General features: G+C 63.3%; 18 protein-coding genes, 1 tRNA gene and 1 pseudogene. 13 read left to right on the top strand and 7 right to left on the bottom strand.

The window, feature by feature from the left end; genetic code table 11:
- Positions 1-4: 4 nt before the first annotated feature.
- Positions 5-1,222: an NAD(P)/FAD-dependent oxidoreductase gene (locus NKJ11_RS13565; protein WP_352793499.1), complete on the top strand. Its 1,218-nt coding sequence runs from the start codon at positions 5-7 to the stop codon at positions 1,220-1,222.
- Here NKJ11_RS13565 and NKJ11_RS13560 read toward each other — a convergent pair.
- The 3 genes and pseudogenes from NKJ11_RS13560 to NKJ11_RS13550 form a co-directional block, all read right to left on the bottom strand.
- Positions 1,219-1,984 (bottom strand): annotated as a pseudogene (locus NKJ11_RS13560) (IS5 family transposase). The gene NKJ11_RS13565 and the pseudogene NKJ11_RS13560 sit on opposite strands and share 4 nt — an antisense overlap.
- Before the next feature lie 187 nt (positions 1,985-2,171).
- A complete protein-coding gene (locus NKJ11_RS13555) occupies positions 2,172-3,014 on the bottom strand; it encodes an SDR family oxidoreductase (RefSeq protein WP_352793498.1) in 843 nt (280 codons plus the stop codon).
- Positions 3,015-3,119: 105 nt separating this feature from the next.
- Entirely contained in the window at positions 3,120-3,503 is a 384-nt protein-coding gene (locus NKJ11_RS13550) for a DUF1330 domain-containing protein (protein WP_127290690.1), read from the bottom strand.
- Between the two features lie 148 nt (positions 3,504-3,651).
- Here NKJ11_RS13550 and NKJ11_RS13545 point away from each other — a divergent pair, with 148 nt between their 5' ends.
- Positions 3,652-4,542 carry a LysR family transcriptional regulator gene (locus tag NKJ11_RS13545; RefSeq protein WP_128303181.1) on the top strand — a complete coding sequence of 297 codons (891 nt, stop codon included), beginning with the start codon at positions 3,652-3,654 and terminating at the stop codon, positions 4,540-4,542.
- Between the two features lie 213 nt (positions 4,543-4,755).
- On the opposite strand, the gene NKJ11_RS13540 is transcribed toward NKJ11_RS13545, so the two are convergent.
- Together NKJ11_RS13540 and NKJ11_RS13535 are read right to left on the bottom strand one after the other, a co-directional pair.
- On the bottom strand, positions 4,756-5,040 hold the full coding sequence (locus tag NKJ11_RS13540; RefSeq protein WP_352722296.1) for an alcohol dehydrogenase catalytic domain-containing protein: 285 nt from the start codon (positions 5,038-5,040) through the stop codon (positions 4,756-4,758).
- 112 nt (positions 5,041-5,152) lie between these two features.
- A tRNA-Ser gene (locus NKJ11_RS13535) sits at positions 5,153-5,242 on the bottom strand.
- 359 nt (positions 5,243-5,601) lie between these two features.
- Here NKJ11_RS13535 and NKJ11_RS13530 point away from each other — a divergent pair.
- From NKJ11_RS13530 to NKJ11_RS13510, 5 genes are all read left to right on the top strand, one after another.
- Complete coding sequence (locus tag NKJ11_RS13530; RefSeq protein ID WP_352774418.1) at positions 5,602-6,306, top strand: hypothetical protein; 705 nt, start codon at positions 5,602-5,604, stop codon at positions 6,304-6,306.
- A 309-nt stretch (positions 6,307-6,615) separates the two neighbouring features.
- Positions 6,616-6,939: a hypothetical protein gene (locus NKJ11_RS13525; RefSeq protein WP_127290698.1), complete on the top strand. Its 324-nt coding sequence runs from the start codon at positions 6,616-6,618 to the stop codon at positions 6,937-6,939.
- A gap of 101 nt (positions 6,940-7,040) precedes the next feature.
- On the top strand, positions 7,041-7,706 hold the full coding sequence (gene msrA / locus NKJ11_RS13520; protein ID WP_352722317.1) for a peptide-methionine (S)-S-oxide reductase MsrA: 666 nt from the start codon (positions 7,041-7,043) through the stop codon (positions 7,704-7,706).
- Positions 7,707-7,914: 208 nt separating this feature from the next.
- A complete protein-coding gene (locus tag NKJ11_RS13515) occupies positions 7,915-8,904 on the top strand; it encodes a BMP family lipoprotein (protein ID WP_352774416.1) in 990 nt (329 codons plus the stop codon).
- A 115-nt stretch (positions 8,905-9,019) separates the two neighbouring features.
- Positions 9,020-9,481: a GNAT family N-acetyltransferase gene (locus tag NKJ11_RS13510; protein WP_352760607.1), complete on the top strand. Its 462-nt coding sequence runs from the start codon at positions 9,020-9,022 to the stop codon at positions 9,479-9,481.
- On the opposite strand, the gene NKJ11_RS13505 is transcribed toward NKJ11_RS13510, so the two are convergent.
- Complete coding sequence (locus NKJ11_RS13505; protein ID WP_352728355.1) at positions 9,476-9,883, bottom strand: hypothetical protein; 408 nt, start codon at positions 9,881-9,883, stop codon at positions 9,476-9,478. The genes NKJ11_RS13510 and NKJ11_RS13505 overlap by 6 nt on opposite strands.
- Positions 9,884-9,905: 22 nt before the next feature.
- Complete coding sequence (locus NKJ11_RS13500) at positions 9,906-10,112, bottom strand: SlyX family protein (protein ID WP_206517192.1); 207 nt, start codon at positions 10,110-10,112, stop codon at positions 9,906-9,908.
- Positions 10,113-10,341: 229 nt separating this feature from the next.
- Here NKJ11_RS13500 and NKJ11_RS13495 point away from each other — a divergent pair, with 229 nt between their 5' ends.
- The 6 genes from NKJ11_RS13495 to deoA are packed head-to-tail and all read left to right on the top strand — an operon-like array spanning position 10,342 to position 16,591.
- A complete protein-coding gene (locus NKJ11_RS13495; RefSeq protein WP_352774414.1) occupies positions 10,342-11,874 on the top strand; it encodes an ABC transporter ATP-binding protein in 1,533 nt (510 codons plus the stop codon).
- The gene (locus tag NKJ11_RS13490; RefSeq protein ID WP_352774413.1) at positions 11,871-13,010 is read left to right on the top strand and encodes an ABC transporter permease; all 1,140 of its coding nucleotides are present in this window, start codon (positions 11,871-11,873) and stop codon (positions 13,008-13,010) included. Before NKJ11_RS13495 ends, NKJ11_RS13490 begins: the two co-directional genes overlap by 4 nt.
- 1 nt (position 13,011) lies before the next feature.
- Positions 13,012-13,983: an ABC transporter permease gene (locus NKJ11_RS13485; protein WP_352610235.1), complete on the top strand. Its 972-nt coding sequence runs from the start codon at positions 13,012-13,014 to the stop codon at positions 13,981-13,983.
- 56 nt (positions 13,984-14,039) lie between these two features.
- Positions 14,040-14,432, top strand: a complete 393-nt coding sequence (gene cdd, locus NKJ11_RS13480) for a cytidine deaminase (RefSeq protein ID WP_023812575.1) — start codon at positions 14,040-14,042, stop codon at positions 14,430-14,432.
- Positions 14,433-14,462: 30 nt separating this feature from the next.
- Positions 14,463-15,272 (top strand): purine-nucleoside phosphorylase, encoded by an 810-nt coding sequence (locus NKJ11_RS13475; RefSeq protein ID WP_352610232.1) that lies wholly within the window; start codon positions 14,463-14,465, stop codon positions 15,270-15,272.
- A complete protein-coding gene (gene deoA / locus NKJ11_RS13470; protein WP_352610230.1) occupies positions 15,272-16,591 on the top strand; it encodes a thymidine phosphorylase in 1,320 nt (439 codons plus the stop codon). The genes NKJ11_RS13475 and deoA overlap by 1 nt, the downstream gene beginning before the upstream one ends.
- The last annotated feature ends 32 nt before the right edge of the window (positions 16,592-16,623 follow it).

The following is a 16,623-nucleotide window of genomic DNA, read 5'->3' as shown; positions in this document are numbered from 1 at the left end:
AGCCATGGCGATCCCGCCTTACAAAGCGCCATCGCGCAACGCCTACGACATCGTCATCGTCGGCGGAGCGGTTGTCGGCTCGTCCACGGCCTACTGGCTGAGCCAGGCGCTGGGCAGCGGTGCCTCGATCCTCGTGGTCGAGCGCGATAGCAGTTACGAGTTTTCATCGACAGCGCTGTCCACCAGCGCGATCCGGCAGCAATATTCCAATCCGATCAATGTGAAGATCAGCCAGTTCGGCATTGAGGTCATCCGCACCTTCCATGAGCGCATGGCACCCTTCTACAAGGACGAGCCGGCGCCCGATCTCGGCTTTCGTGAGCACGGCTATCTCTACTGCTGCTCCCCGGACGGCGTCGAAGCGGCCCGCGAGCGCGTCGACCTGCAGCGAAGTCTCGGGGCTCACACTGTCTTCCTCGAGCCGGGCCCGCTGAAGGATCGCTTTCCCTGGCTCAACGTGGATGATCTCGGCGGCGGTTCCTGGGGGGCCCGGGAAGAGGGCTGGTTCGATTCCATGGGGCTGATGAACGGTTTCCGCCGAGCCGCCCGCGCCAGCGGTGTCGAGTATATCGACAATGCCGTGACGGAGCTTGGCATCGCCAACGGGCGGGTCGTCTCAGTGCGCCTCGCGACCGGCCAGACGATCGCCTGCGGAACATTGGTCAACGCCGCGGGTCCGCGCGCGCAACAGGTCGCAGCCATGGCCGGCCTGTCGATCCCGGTCGCGCCGTACAAGCGCTACAGCTTCGTCTTCGCCAGTGCCAATCCGATCCCTGGCCGGATGCCCAACGTCATCGACCTTTCCGGTACATTCGTGCGCCCGGAAGGCGAGCTTTTTCTCACCGGCAACACCCCGCAGGGCGACGGGCCGGCCGGCTACGACGACTTCGAAATGCAGTATGAAGAGTTCGACGAATATATCTGGCCGGCGCTCTGGCATCGCGTCCCGGCCTTCGATGCCCTCAAGGTCCAGACCAGTTGGACCGGCCACTACGAGTACAACATGCTCGACCACAATGGCATCGTCGGCTTCCACCCGCAGGTGACCAATTTCATGTTTGCCAACGGCTTCTCGGGGCACGGGCTGCAACAGTCGCCAGCCGTGGGCCGGGGAGTTTCAGAACTCATCGTTCACGGGGCTTTCCAGACGCTCGATCTGTCGCCGTTCTGTTACGAGCGCATAGAGCGCAACGAGCCGTTCCTCGAGGAAGCGGTGATCTAGGACGTAGACTCATTACCGCGTAGCCAGATGCGGATTGCGACGAGTTTGAGCGCGGTAAGATAGTTCTCAGCCAACTTGTCGTAGCGGGTTGCGATGCGGCGGAACTGCTTGGCTTTGTTGAAGAAGCGCTCAACCAAGTTGCGGCCTTATACAAGAAGGGGCTGAAGCAGATTGGGTCCTTGCGGTTGGCCTTGGGCGGGATGTTGGCCCATGCTTTTCGCTTGCTGACCGCATTACGCAAGGCGTTGGCATCATAGCCCTTGTCGGCGAGTAGCATGGCACCCTCCGGCAGATCCGTGATCAGGTCCGCTGCCGAGGCAATATCACTCATCTGACCTGCCGTGAGCATCAATTTGATCGGCATGCCTTTGGCGTCGACAAGAGCATGGATTTTGGTTGTCAGCCCGCCTCGGGAACGACCGAGACAATGATCTCGATCCCCCTTTTTTGCCGTCGCGCCCTGCTGGTGGACGCGAGCAATAGAGGTGTCGATCATCTGCACCTTGCCGTCATGGACTTTGATGATAGCCTCCATGAGGCGGTCCCACACGCCTGCTTTCCGCCATCGGACGAAGGGATTGTAACAGGTGGTGCGTGGACCATACCGCTCTGGTAGATCCCGCCAAGGCGCACCGGATCGCAGCACCAGAAGATGCCGTTTAGCACGCGCCGATCATCGACACGCGGCACCCTTCGTGGCCTTTTGGGCAAAAGTGGCTCGATCACGTGCCATTCGGAGTCGGTCAGGTCATATCGGCTCATGCAGAGTCTGGAATCAGATTCCGCTGCAATAGGAAAGCCGCCAGTCGACGATCGACCTCTTAGCGGACGTATTTGATCAATCCACAGGTGGCGGTTTTGGGGCTGCCGCAGCCACGAAGTCTTCACCTCGGAATTGCAGTTGTGTTCAGCCACCAGCACCGCAAGTCCGGATGTTCCGCAGGGGTCGTTAGTTGCGACCGTTCTCGTCGACGGCGAGGGAACTCGAGAGCTCGCGATAGGCATCGATCTGCTGCTGCAGAATGGCAATCTTCTGCTCTGCCGTGGCAATGGCATCGGCACCGGCAAGAAAACGCTGGGGCAGCACGTCCTCAGCCGTGAGCGTGATTAGGGCGCTCGCAAGCTTGGCGGGATCACCCCCCTGCTTGCCGTTCTGAGAACGCCAGAAGGCGATCTGCGCCGTCCGCCGCTCATGGTAGTCCTCGACGGAGGGCGCGGCATAGTTGGTCGACTCTTCCGTGAGAAGCTCGGTGCGGAAAAAGCCCGGGTTCACGATCATCGTCTCGATGCCGAACGGCACGACTTCGGTCTGCAGCGCCTCCATCCAGCCGTCGAGGCCGAACTTCGAGGCTGAATAGGCCGTGCAGAACTCGAAGCCCATTAGCCCGGCCGTCGAAGAGATCGAAATGACCCTGCCGGACCGCTGCTTGCGCATCGCTGGCAGAAAGGCCCGCGTCACGTTCATGGGACCGACGAGGCTGGTGCTGAGCTGCAGTTGCATCTGTTCGGCGGTCAGCTCTTCGAAATACCCGGCAAAGAAACTCGCCGCATTGTTGACCAGCACGTCGATGCGGCCAAACCGGTCAAGCGTTGCCTGGGCAGCGGCTTCGGCGTCGGCCGCGCTCGTCACGTCCAGCTTGACGATAAGGACGTTCTCGGACTTTCCGACGGCCCTTGCGACCTTTTCCGTGTTGCGGCCGGTTGCCACCACCTTGTGGCCCGCCGCCAATGCGGCCTTGGCGATATCCAGACCGAGGCCCCGGCCTGCGCCGGTGATGAACCAAACACTCATATTGGGCTCCTGTTCTCCAGGCCGCAGCTCGGCCTCGAATTCGGACGCGATGGCCAGCAGGGGCTGACGCCGCCCATGCCGGTATCCATCCGCCAGCGGACTGCGTCACTGCGGAAGGCCGGCGCCTTCGGTGATGATGCGAAATCCTTCGGTCGATTTGGTGAAAAACTGCCGGGCCGCCGTGTATTCCGGCGAGTTGTAGTAGCGCTGGGCGTCAGCAAGGCTCGGGAACTCGGCGATGGCTATCACCGATCTCGAGCTTCCTTCGATGGCAGTGACATTGGGGTTGTAGACGATCACCCGGCCGCCATACTTGGTGACGAGCGGCGAGGCGGCTTCGATGTACTGCTGAAACACCGCCTTATCCTTGATGTCATAGCTGCCGATCATGTAGGCGCGGGGGACGGCGCCCGTCGCTTCCTGAGCAAAGGCGGCAGGGCTCACGATCATGGTGAGGGCGGCGAGCGCGCCCACGATTACCTTCTTCATTTTGTTCTCCTTCGGTGGCCAGTTGGACGGTAGGCATTGCGCGGAGAGTTGCTCCGGACCGTCTGGCCTTGAGGTCAGGAAGTTAGCTCCTTTAGCGGCATGCAATTAGATGGTATAATCTGCATGGGCTTAGAAGTGGGGTTGATGAATGCGTCGCGACAGTCTGGATGACTTCCTGACCTTCATCGCCGTCGCCCGCGAGCGCAGCTTCACCAAGGCGGCCGCCAAGCTCGGGGTGTCGCAGTCGGCTCTGAGCTATTCGATCCGGACGCTGGAAGAGCGCCTCGGCGTTAGGCTGCTGACCCGCACGACCCGCAGCGTCTCGCTCACCGAAGCGGGGGATCGTCTGTTCCGAAGCATCGCTCCCAAGTTCGATGAGATCGCAAGCGAAATTGCCGCCCTCAGCGCCCTGCGCGACAAGCCGGCCGGCACAGTCCGGATCACCACCGTGGAGCATGCCGGCGAGACTATCATCTGGCCTGCCATGGTCGGGCTCATGCGCGACTATCCCGACATCAGGGTCGAGATCATCCATGACTACGGCTTGGCAGACATTGCGGCCGATCGCTTCGACGCGGGTGTGCGGCTTGGCGAACAGGTGGACAAGGACATGATCTCGGCGCGCATCGGACCAGACTTCCGCATGGCGGTTGTGGCAGCGCCTTCATACTTCGTAAGCCGCTCCCGTCCGGTCACGCCTGAAGACCTTGCCGATCACGCGTGCATACCCCTGCGACTGCCCACAGGCGGGCTCGCACCGTGGGAGTTTCGCCAGGAGGGGCGGGAGTTAAAGGTGCGCGTTCAAGGACACGCAGCGTTCAACACCCTCGCGATGATCCGTCAGGCCAGCCTTGAGGGATTCGGGCTCGCCTACCTGCCCGAGGACCTAGTGACCTCCCCCCTTGAAGAGGGTCGCCTGGTGCGTGTTCTTGAGGACTGGTGCCCACTCCGGCCGGGATATCACCTGTACTATCCAAGCCGGCGCCAACCCTCGCCGGCTTTCGCACTCGTGCTGGAAACGCTGCGCTACCGCGACTGAGTACGGTTGAAATAAGGATCGTCAGACCTTGGCGACCATGGCGCCTATCCAAGCAGCTCGGTACAGGAAGTCGGCGTCCGTTTCCCACCGATCCCGGTCTCCCCAATTTATGAGTTCACGGCCTAGGGCGAGATGATCGACCGTTTTGCTGCCATTCTCCGGTATTCGGCCCTGTTCAGAATATGACAGCACCGGGGCAACACTATCACACCTTCAGCACAAGCGCCCTGGTTGTCCTCCTGGCCTCGAGATCGCGATGAGCGTCGGCAGCCTGCGCCAGTAGGCGCCGACCGGCGGGCATGCATAGGCAATGCGGTCGCCGACTGAAAAGCCTGAAACCTCCGGGCCGGCCGCTGCGATGAGACCGGCGGCTTCCATGCCCGGAACGCCTGGCGGCTGCAGGAGGTCGAAATAGCCGGTCCTGCAATAGACGTCGATGAAATTGACCCCAATGATTGTGTGACGGATCTGGACCTCGCTACGCGATGGCGGCGCCAAGCCGATCTCCGCAAGCTGCAGAACGTCGGGGCCTCCGTGGCGCTCGACGAGGATTGCCTTGGTCCGTGTGCCCTGGGCGCCGGCTCCAGGCAACTCCGGCTGGGGTGCAAATTGGCGGAGAGAGCGGGATTCGAACCCGCGTTACGGTCTCCCGTAAACACACTTTCCAGGCGTGCGCCTTCAACCACTCGGCCACCTCTCCGTCCATGCATGTCGCGTCGGCCGGTTTCGCCGTGCGGGTTGGGGAGATGCACCTCCCTTGGGGCTGAGGCGTGGAAATCCGCGCCGGCGCCGCCAACCAGCGAACGCCCTTCCCCGCACCTGAGCCGAAGCAACAGGCGCGGGGCTCATCTAGTCGATCCGGCGCCGAATGCCAAGCCATAACGGCAGTCTATTCGCTTTGCCGGCCACACAGTGTTTCACAAGGCGGCCGGCATGCCCGTTTTTACAGGCGCCGCCGCTGCAATGGTGTGCACAGGCAGGACCGCGGGGCCGGCCGCCCTTGACTTCCCCCGGAGTTGCCTGTCGGGTGCCGAGGCTTTGCGGGGGCATTGTGCGGACATGACATCGAGCAATGGACAGACGCCAGTCAGGCGGCCGGACAGCGGGCTGTCCTTCGTGCCGGTGGGCTGGCTTGTCTTCGTCATGGCGTGGTCGGTCTACGGCCTGATCTCCGTCTGGCCCGCGGTCGGCGCCACCGGCCTGCCAGACAGCGTGTTTTACCTTATCTATGGCGGGCTCGTCATCGATATCGTCACCATCCTGTGGGGGCTTTACCTGCTCGGCCTCGCCTTCGGCCGCTCGGCCCGCTTCCCGCGACGGTTCATCATCTGGCAGGTCGCCACAATCGTCTGGCTGGTGACCTGGCAGGCCTGTGCACTGACGATTTCGGATTTCGTCTTTTCGGGCCAGGCGCTTGCCATCATGGCTGCTCAAATCGCCATCGGCGTTCTCTGCATCTATCTGCTGCGCCGTGGATCCGAAGCCGATGCCGTTTATGTCAATCCGGAAACCGAAAGCCCGCCTGTCTTCGTCTCGGTCGTCGCCGCGCTGCTCGGCATCGTCCTGGGCGCGGTCATCGGCGCCGTGGGCGGATTCGCCATCGGCTCGGTGATCGCTGATGCCACCGAGATGAGCTGTTTCGAGGGCGCCTGCGGCTATTTTGCCGTGTTCACCGGCCTGGCCGGCCTCGTGATCGGCGCCATTGGCGGCGGCATTTTCGCCGTCTGGCTTGTCCATCGGCGCAAAAGGAAGCCGGCCGTATAGTTCGCGCAGGGCAACGAATCCGGGTTCACCCGGGCTTTAGAGACTTCGCCGGCACGTCGGTTTGCAAGGCACCAAACGCAAAAACCCGCCTGTGCGGCGGGTCGTCGGCGCAAGTCAGCACCATACCGAAATTGTTAGCATAGCTGCCCTCACATGTCAATGAAAAGCCACCCGGCCGACGGTTGTGTGGGCTTCTGTTGACCTGAGTTTGGAGTCTGCAAATTCGCGTATGGCGATTGCGATCCAGCCATGCGCATTCTATCTCTGAAAGGCCCCTCGGGAGGGGGACCAGCCCGGAGGAGGGTTCTGATGTTTCGCTTCGTCTTTCGTCTTGCCGCAATGATCGCGCTGTCGATTTCCGTCATCATGGCGGTGCTCGACGCGACACGCACCGTGGCGGCCTCCGTTCTGGTGCTGACCCCGCTCAACACCAGTTGGCTGGCGGTCTCCCCTGACACGCGGGCCGCCTTCGAAACCTTCATCCGAACCAAGGCCAGCCCGCTGCTGTGGGACGGCGCCATCGCCTGGGTGCTGAACCAGCCGGGCTTCGCCGTATTCGCGGTGCTGGCTTTCCTGCTCTATGCGATAGGCTACAGGCGGCCACCGCGTGCTGGGCAGTTCGCCGCCACCTAGAGCATCGGACCCAAAAGCGGTTGCCGGTTTTGGGAAATCCGATGCTCAAACAAAGCCGCCGTCATGCGGCTTCTTGCGTTTCACCCGGAGAGGAGCCGCGCATGTTCTTTCTCAGCGACATGCTGAACAAGAAGCTCAATATGCCGAAGCCCTCCGAGGCCCTGCCGGGCCGCGCCAGGGCGATCCCGACCGCATCCAGACACAAGGTCTTGAAAAGACCGCTCAAGGGTCCTTATCCCGAGAGGCTGGAGACGGCGATGTTCGGACTGGGCTGCTTCTGGGGTGCGGAGCGGCTGTTCTGGCAGATCGAAGGCGTCTGGGTCACCGCGGCTGGCTATGCCGGCGGCTTCACCCCCAATCCGACCTATCAGGAGACCTGCACCGGGCTTACCGGTCATGCCGAAGTGGTGCTGGTGGTCCATGACCCCGAGATCGTCTCCTATGCTGGGCTTCTGAAGCTGTTCTGGGAAAGCCACGACCCCACGCAAGGCATGCGCCAGGGCAATGATGTCGGCACCGCCTATCGCTCCGCGATCTACACGAGCGACGAGGCGCAATTGTCGGCGGCGAGCGCCTCGCGCGATGCGTATGAGACCTCGCTGCGCGGTGCCGGCCACGGCAGGATCACCACCGAGATCGCGCCGGCGGCCGAATTCTACTTCGCAGAATCCGATCACCAGCAATATCTGGCGAAGAATCCTTACGGCACGTGCAACCTCAAAGGCACTGGCGTCGCTTGCGCCATCCCTGCCGCCGCCTCCGCCTGACACTTGGCGCAAGGACAAGCTGCGGTGCGGCTTGCCCGCACCAAGCTTTTCCAAAAGGTCAAAATTCCGCGTGAATTTTGTTTCGGGCCATGCCAGATTGCCGCCGAGCGGGAGGGAGTACACTCCTGGCTGACGTCGTATGCCTGCCGGAGAACCGGGCCGGCATGCGGCGCGTAACGGAAAAAATAACCGACAGGGTGTGGATCACATGAAACGTATCGTTCTCGGCCTCCTGGCCGCAACCGCAATGGTTCTTCCGGCTTTCGCCGCGGATGTCCAGCCGGCCATCCTCTATGATCTCGGCGGCAAGTTCGACAAATCCTTCAACGAGGCTGCCTACAACGGCGCCGAAAAATTCAAGACGGAAACCGGTACGGCCTACGTCGAATTCGAGGTCTCCAATGCCTCGCAGCGTGAGCAGGCGCTGCGCCGCTTCGCCGAGGACGGCCGCAACCCGATCGTCATGGCCGGCTTTGCCTGGACGGACGCGCTGGCCAAGGTCGCCGCCGAATATCCCGACCTGAACTTCGCCATCATCGACGACCAGGTCGATCTGCCGAACGTGCGGTCGCTGAAGTTCAAGGAACAGGAGGGCTCCTACCTCGTCGGCATCCTGGCGGCGATGGCCTCTAAGTCCAAGAAGGTCTCCTTCGTTGGCGGCATGGATATCCCGCTGATCCGCAAGTTCGAATGCGGCTATGTCGGCGGCGCCAAGTCGGCTGGTGCGACTGATGTCATCCAGAACATGACCGGCGACACGCCAGCTGCCTGGAACGATCCGGCCAAGGGCGGCGAGATCGCCAAGACGCAGATCGACCAGGGCTCCGACGTGATCTACGCCGCGGCAGGCGGCACCGGCGTCGGCGTGTTGCAGGCGGCGGCAGATGCCGGCAAGCTCGGCATCGGCGTCGATTCCAACCAGAACGGCCTGCAGCCGGGCAAGGTGCTGACCTCGATGCTGAAGCGCGTCGACGTCGCCGTCTACACCGCCTTCATGGACGGCAAGAACGGCACCTTCAAGGGCGGAGTCGAGAATCTGGGCCTCAAGGAAGGCGGCGTCGACTACGCCATGGACGACAACAACAAGGCGCTGGTGACGGACGAGATGAAGGCGGCCGTCGAAAAGGCCAAGGCCGACATCATTGCCGGCAAGGTCGAAGTACACGATTATACGGCTGACAACGCTTGCCCCTATTGAGCGGCACGAACACACAGCCATGATCTGCAAACCGCCGGGCGCCAGCCCGGCGGTTTTGTCTTTACCGGATCGAGCGAAACGTTCGCTCCGTGCCGGACACCGTTTGGGGATACAGATGCAGCCGAAGATCGGACCCATGGGCGAGCACGACGTAGCAGCGGTAGCCCAACTGCGCCTGGCTGCCTTTTTCGAGGGGACCGGAAGGACCCTCGGGGAAGATGCGGCAGGGCTTCGTGGCTTGATCGCCGGTGACGGCTTCGAGGCGGCATTCGTGGCCCGGATCGGCGACACCCCGGTCGGGACATGCCTGCTGGTCCGCCACGAGCTGGAGCCCGCACATGATCTGACGCCATGGCTGGCCGGGTTGGTTGTCGATGCAAGATATCGACGCCGAGGCATCGCCACCGCGCTGGTCAAGGCAACGGAAGCCCATGCGGCGTCACGCGGCGTCGAGACGCTCTATCTCTACTCATGGGATGCGCGTGATTTCTACGCGGCCCTCGGCTGGAATACCGTTGAGATAAGCGGCTCGGACGGCGAGACGATGGCGCTGATGTCGCGCCGGCCTCGCCTATAGCAGCTTCGCGACGACACAGCCCAGCGCGAACGCCACCATCAGCCCGGCGGCAACGACAACTCCGCGCCGGCCGCCAAGCGCGTGCACGCCAATGCCGTATGGTGGCCGGGACAGGCTTCGGATCACCGTGCGCGGTTTGACCTCATTGCCGCCGAGCTCGACGCTGCGCATCTGAGGTAACTCGGCTAGGCGTTGGGTAACCAGTTCCCAATGCCTGCCAGGCAGCAGGCCGCGTTTTCCGTAACGGTCGAAGAAATACATCTGCTCGGCAAGTCGCACGACCGCGTCGCGGAAGGCGGGATCGACCTCCAGGTCACGTTCGGCCCGTTCGCGGTCTTTGTCGTTCATAAGACCGAGCACATATTCGCCGGCCCGCGCGATGCGATCGTTTTCACTGACCACGGCGTGCACCTTCCCTTTTTCCTCACCAGTGCGGCGGCTTGGTTACCGGCACTTCATCTCCTGTCTGCTCCTCCAGCGCCAGGAAGCGATCCGTCAGCGCGTCGAGCTTGCGCTGCATGCGCTCGATCACTTTCCACTGCTCGGCGATCTGGCCGGACAGTTCCTCGATGATCTTCTCCTGCTCGGCGGCGCGTATTTCCAGCGTCGTCAGCCGGTCAGCGGGCGTGATCATGTGAATTCCCCAGTCTCATCGCGATGTCGTTGACCGCGATGTCTTGCGCCGTAATGCGAATTCCGGCGCCGTCATACTAGCGAATGTGAAGGCCCCGGCCACGTTGCAAATTGACAAGCGCACCGGGATTTGTCGAGAGTGAACCGGCTCCGGCAATTGGCACGGGCGGAGCGTCATGCTAGGCGTTTTGACCAAGCGATAAAAAAATAAGAGTGGGACAGGCTGCATGGCGCAAGCCGCAATCGAGTTGATCGGCATCAACAAGAGTTTTGGTGCGGTGCGCGCCAACCGGGACATCAATCTTGAGATCGGTCGCGGCACGATCCACGGCATTGTCGGCGAGAACGGAGCTGGCAAGTCGACGCTGATGTCGATCCTCTACGGCTTCTACCAGGCCGACAGCGGCGAGATCCGCGTTGGCGGCCAGCCGGCCTCGATCAAAACCCCCAATGACGCCATCGCGCTCGGCATCGGCATGGTGCATCAGCACTTTATGCTGGTCGACAATTTCACGGTGCTGGAGAACGTCATCCTCGGCGCCGAAAGCGATGCGCTGCTGAAGAAGAGCATCGCCAAGGCGCGCTCCGAACTGGAGCGGCTGGAGCGTGAATACGGGCTGGAAGTCGATCCGGATGCAATCATCGAGGAACTGCCGGTCGGCCTGCAGCAGCGGGTGGAGATCCTGAAAGCACTCTATCGCGGCGCCGAGATCCTGATCCTCGACGAGCCTACGGGCGTGCTGACACCGGCCGAGGCCGACCATCTGTTCCGCATCCTCGGGCAGTTGAAAGACCAGGGCAAGACGGTGGTGCTGATCACCCACAAATTGCGCGAGATCATGGCCATCACCGACACCGTGTCGGTGATGCGCCAGGGCACGATGGTGGCGACGCGCGAGACCAGGAAGACCACGGTCGAGGAACTGGCCGAGCTGATGGTCGGGCGGCGCGTGCTCTTGCGGGTCGAGAAGGGCGAGGCCGAGGCCGGCGCCGTCAAGCTCGCGGTCAAGAACCTGACGGTGAAGGATACGCGCGGCGTCACCATGGTCGACGACATCTCCTTCGATATCAGGGCCGGCGAGATCGTGGGCATCGCCGGTGTCGCCGGCAACGGACAATCCGAACTGCTCGAGGCGATTTCCGGCATCAGGCGCGCAGTGTCCGGCTCGGTCATGCTCGACGGCAAGCCGATCGACCTGACCGGCGCCGCCGACCCCGGCGAACTGCGCGACCGCGGGCTGGCGCATGTGCCGGAGGACCGCCATCACGTCGGGCTGGTGCTGGCCTTCGAGGAGAACGAGAATTCGATCCTCGGCTATCACGGTGATCCCCGGTATTTAAAGGGGCCGTTCCTCAACATCGATGCCATCCGCAACGATGCCAGGGACAAGATCGCCAAATACGACATCCGCCCGGCCGACTGCCGGCTGAAGACCGCCAATTTTTCCGGCGGCAACCAGCAGAAGATCGTGCTGGCGCGGGAGATGGAACAGGACCCTGGTGTTCTGATCGTTGGCCAGCCGACACGCGGCGTCGATGTCGGCGCCATCGAATTCATCCACAAGCGCCTGATCGCCATGCGCGACCAGGGCAAGGCGGTGCTGGTGGTGTCGGTCGAGCTTGACGAGATCCGTTCGCTGTCCGACCGTATCCTGGTGATGTTTGCGGGCCGCATCGTCGGCGAACGCGGCCCCGAAGCGACCGAGGGCGAGCTCGGCCTGCTGATGGCCGGCATCGAGCACCAGGAGGCCGCCGAATGAGCGCGCCTTACGCCAAACTGCCGGCCTGGGCCGACTATGGCCTGATCCCGCTGATCAATCTGTTCGTCGCCTTCGTCGTCGCCGGCTTCGTCGTGCTTCTGGTCGGCGAGAATCCGTTGCGCGCAGCCGTCATCCTGGTCGAAGGCGCCTTCGGCAAAGGCACCGGCATCGCCTTCACCCTCTTTTATGCCACCACCTTCATCTTCACCGGGCTTTCGGTGGCGGTGGCCGCGCATTGCGGCCTGTTCAACATCGGCACTGAAGGGCAGGCCTACATCGCCGGCCTCGGCATCGCCATCGTCTGCCTGAGCTTCGACAGCACACTGCCATGGTGGCTGACCTTCCCGCTGGCGATCATTGCTGCGGCGACGGTCGGCGCATTGTGGGCGCTCATCCCGGCCTATCTGCAGGCCAAGCGTGGTTCGCACATCGTCATCACCACCATCATGTTCAACTTCATCGCCGCCTCGATCATGGTTTACGTGCTGGTCGGCCCGTTGAAGCCAGCCGCCTCGCAAGCGCCGCAGACGCGTAACTTCCTCGCCGGCGCGGAATTGCCCAAGCTCAACTGGATCATCGAGCTGTTCGGCGCCAAGATCCGTTCGGCGCCGCTCAACGTCACCTTCCTCCTGGCGCTGGTCATGGCCTTCCTGGTCTGGCTGCTGATCTGGCGCACCAAGCTCGGCTATGAAATGCGCACCTACGGTCACAGCCCGAAAGCGGCACGCTATGCCGGCATTTCCGAAACCCGCATCATCATCACCGCCATGATGATCTCGGGCGGGCTGGCCGGCATGATGGCGCTCAATCCGGTGATGGGCGATCAGCACAATGTCGCCATCGACTTCGTTTCCGGCGCCGGCTTCGTCGGCATCGCCGTGGCGCTGATGGGCCGCCTGCACCCTGTTGGCATCGTGCTGGCGGCGATCCTGTTCGGCATGCTCTACCAGGGCGGCGCCGAGCTCGCCTTCGAGATGCCGGCAATCAGCCGCGACATGATCGTCATCATTCAAGGCCTGGTGATCCTGTTTGCCGGTGCTCTCGAGCACATGTTCCGGCCCTACATCCAGGCGCTGTTCGCCTCGTTCAGTCCGCGATCGGTCGGCATGGAAGCGGTCAAGGGGAAAGGTGCCTGAGATGGATGTGTTCAACGCGATCATCCAGACACTGGACTCCACCATCCGCCTCTCGGTGCCGCTGCTGCTTGCCTGCCTCGCCGGGCTCTATTCGGAACGCGCCGGCATCTTCGACATCGGCCTCGAAGGCAAGATGCTGGTCGGCGCCTTCGCCGGCGCGGCCGCCGCTTCCGTGTTCCATTCGGCCTTTGTCGGCCTTGGCATGGCGATCCTGATCTCGGTCGCCTTCGCCATGATCCACGGCTTTGCCTCGATCACCCATCGCGGCAACCAGATCGTCTCCGGCGTGGCGATCAATTTCATCGCCGCCGGCTCGACCATCATCCTCGGCCAGGCCTGGTTCCAGCAGGGCGGGCGCACGCCGGCGCTGCAACCGGGCGAGCGCTTCGAGGCCATCACCTTGCCGGGCGCCGAGGCCATCCGCGACGTGCCGATCATCGGACCGATCTATGCCGAACTGCTGTCGGGCCACTCGATCCTGGTCTATCTTGCCTTCCTGATGGTGCCGTTCACCTGGTGGGTGCTGTTTCGCACCCGCTTCGGCCTGCGCCTGCGCGCGGTCGGCGAAAACCCGGCCGCCGTCGACACCGCCGGCATATCCGTCGCCTGGCTGCGCTACAGGGCGCTGATCTGCACCGGCATCCTCACCGGCATTGCCGGCGCCTACCTGTCGATGGTGCAAAATGGCGGCTTCGTGAAGGACATGACGGCCGGCAAGGGCTACATCGCGCTGGCAGCCCTGATCTTCGCCAAGTGGAAGCCGGTCAACGCCATGTTCGCCTGCCTTCTGTTCGGCTTTCTGGACGCGGCGTCGATCCGCCTGCAGGGATCACCGCTGCCCATCATCGGCAAGGTGCCGGCGCAGTTCATGCAGGCGCTGCCCTACATCCTCACCGTCATCCTGCTCGCCGGCTTCATCGGCAAGGCAATCCCGCCACGCGCCGGCGGCGTGCCTTATGTCAAGGAACGTTGAGCGGCAGGTCGGCTTTGCGCCGGGTTTTGAACACGATCATCGGAGAGAACACCTGAATGTCGCATGATCTGTTCGAGGCCGCCAAGGCCGCCATGGCCAGGGCCTACGCGCCCTATTCGAAGTTTCCGGTCGGCGCTGCCTTGCGAACCGAAGACGGGCGCGTCTTTACCGGCGCCAACATCGAAGTCGCCTCCTATCCGGAAGGCTGGTGCGCCGAGACCACGGCGCTCGGCCACTACATCATGGGCGGCGGCGGCAAGATCGTGGAGATCGCCGTCATCGCCGAACGCATGGCGAAATGCTCGCCTTGCGGCGGCTGCCGGCAGCGGCTGGCCGAATTCTGCCGGCCGGAAACAAAGCTCTATCTCTGCGACAATGCAGGTGTGGCCGAGACCGTGACCATGGGCGACATGCTGCCTTACGGCTTCCGCGGCGATATTTTGAAGTGAACAACGGGCTCAAATGAACAGCTGGCAGCGATGACGGAAAAAGCCCTGGATCATCTCGTCGAAAGGCTGGACGGCCTGGCGCCGGCCACGGCACTGGTGCTCGGTTCGGGCCTCGGCAGTCTGGTCGACCAGATCGAGGACCCGATCCGGGTCTCCTATGCCGACCTTCCGGGTTTTCCCAGAAGCGGTGTCACCGGGCACGCCGGCGAAGTGGTGGCAGGGCTGTTTGCCGGCGTGCCGGTGCTGATGCTGTCGGGCCGCGCACATTACTACGAGCACGGCGTTGCCGCGGCGATGCGGCCGGTGCTGGAAGTGCTTGCCGGCATCGGCATCACGAAGCTGATCCTCACCAATGCCGCCGGCTCGGTCGATCCGGACATGCCGCCGGGCTCGGTGATGCTGATATCGGACCATATCAATTTCTCGGGCACCAACCCGCTGATCGGCGAACCAAGCGACCGGCGTTTCGTCGGCCTGACTGAAGCCTATGATGCCGGCATCCGCCAGGCCATCGAACGGGCGGCAAATGCGACCGGCACCACCCTGCACAAGGGCGTCTATATGTGGTTCTCCGGCCCATGCTTCGAAACGCCGGCCGAGATCCGCATGGCGCGCATCATGGGCGCCAATGCGGTCGGCATGTCGACCGTACCGGAGGTCATTCTCGCCCGCTTCCTCGGACTGCGCGTCGCCGCCTGTTCGGTCATCACCAATTTGGCGGCCGGCATGACCGGGGCCGAGCTATCGCACCAGGAGACCAAGGACATGGCGCCGGTAGGCGGCGCGCGGCTGGCGACGATCCTGCAGCGCGTGTTCCACGACGGACTGCTGGAGACCTGATGCTTCCCCAGGAAATCATCCGCCGCAAGCGCGATGGCCTCAGGCTGTCGGAAGAGGAGATCGCCGGCTTCGTCGAGGGCGTGACGTCAGGCGCCGTTACCGATGGCCAGGCTGGCGCCTTCGCCATGGCGGTGTTCTTCAACGGCATGAGCCGCGACGAGGCCGTGGCGCTCACGCTGGCGATGCGCGATTCCGGCGATGTGCTCGACTGGTCGGACCTGCCCGGCCCGGTCACGGACAAGCATTCGACCGGCGGCGTCGGCGACAATGTCTCGCTGATGCTGGCGCCGATCGTCGCCGCCTGCGGCGCCTATGTACCGATGATCTCGGGGCGCGGCCTTGGCCACACCGGCGGCACGCTGGACAAGATGGATGCCATCCCCGGCTACATCAGCCAGCCCGATGTCGCGCTGTTTCGCAAGGCGGTGCTCGAAACAGGCTGTGCCATCATCGGCCAGACCGCCGACCTCGCGCCCGCCGATCGACGGCTCTATGCGATCCGCGACGTCTCCGGCACGGTCGAATCAGTGCCGCTGATCACCGCTTCGATCCTGTCGAAGAAGCTGGCGGCCGGGCTGCAATCGCTGGTGCTCGACGTCAAGGTCGGCAACGGCGCCTTCATGGAAAAATCGCGCGACGCCACTGCACTCGCCAACAGCCTGGTTGAGATCGCCAACGGCGCCGGACTGAAGGCTTCGGCGTTGATCACCGGCATGAACGAGCCGCTGGCGTCGGCCGCCGGCAACGCCGTCGAGGTGCGCAACGCCGTTGATTTCCTCACCGGCCGGTATCGTGACCGTCGGCTCGAGGATGTGACGCTGGCGCTGGCCGCCGAAATGCTGCAGTCGGCGGGACTGGTGTCGTCCAACCAGGATGGCATGCGGCGCGCCACCGAAACGCTCGCCGGCGGCCGCGCCGCCGCCACTTTCGCACGCATGGTGGCCGCGCTTGGCGGCCCCGCCGATTTCATCGAGAAGCCGGAAAAATATCTGCCTGCGGCGGCGATCGAATTTGCCGTCAAGGCAACCGCAAACGGCTTCGTCACCGGCATCGCCACCCGCGATATCGGGCTCGCCGTGGTCGGCCTGGGAGGGGGGCGCACGCGGCCGGACGACCAGATCGACCCCGCGGTCGGCATCACCAGGCTGTTGCCGGTCGGTGCGGAGGTTGGGATCGGCGAGCCGCTGGCGCTGGTCCATGCCCGCTCATCGGCCGATGCCGAGAGCGCTGCCGCAACCGTGCTTTCGGCCTATACGGTCGGCGCCTCGAAGCCGCCCGCCGACAAGTCGGTCATCCGGCGGATTCTGCCGCGCGGCTAAAGCAATTTCAGGAAAAGTGTGAAACGGCTTCC

The sequence above is a fragment of the Mesorhizobium sp. M0243 genome, from assembly GCF_040321775.1.
Classification (GTDB): domain Bacteria; phylum Pseudomonadota; class Alphaproteobacteria; order Rhizobiales; family Rhizobiaceae; genus Mesorhizobium.
The sequence above is the reverse complement of the archived record's forward strand: the minus strand, read 5'-3'. Positions and strand labels throughout refer to the sequence as shown.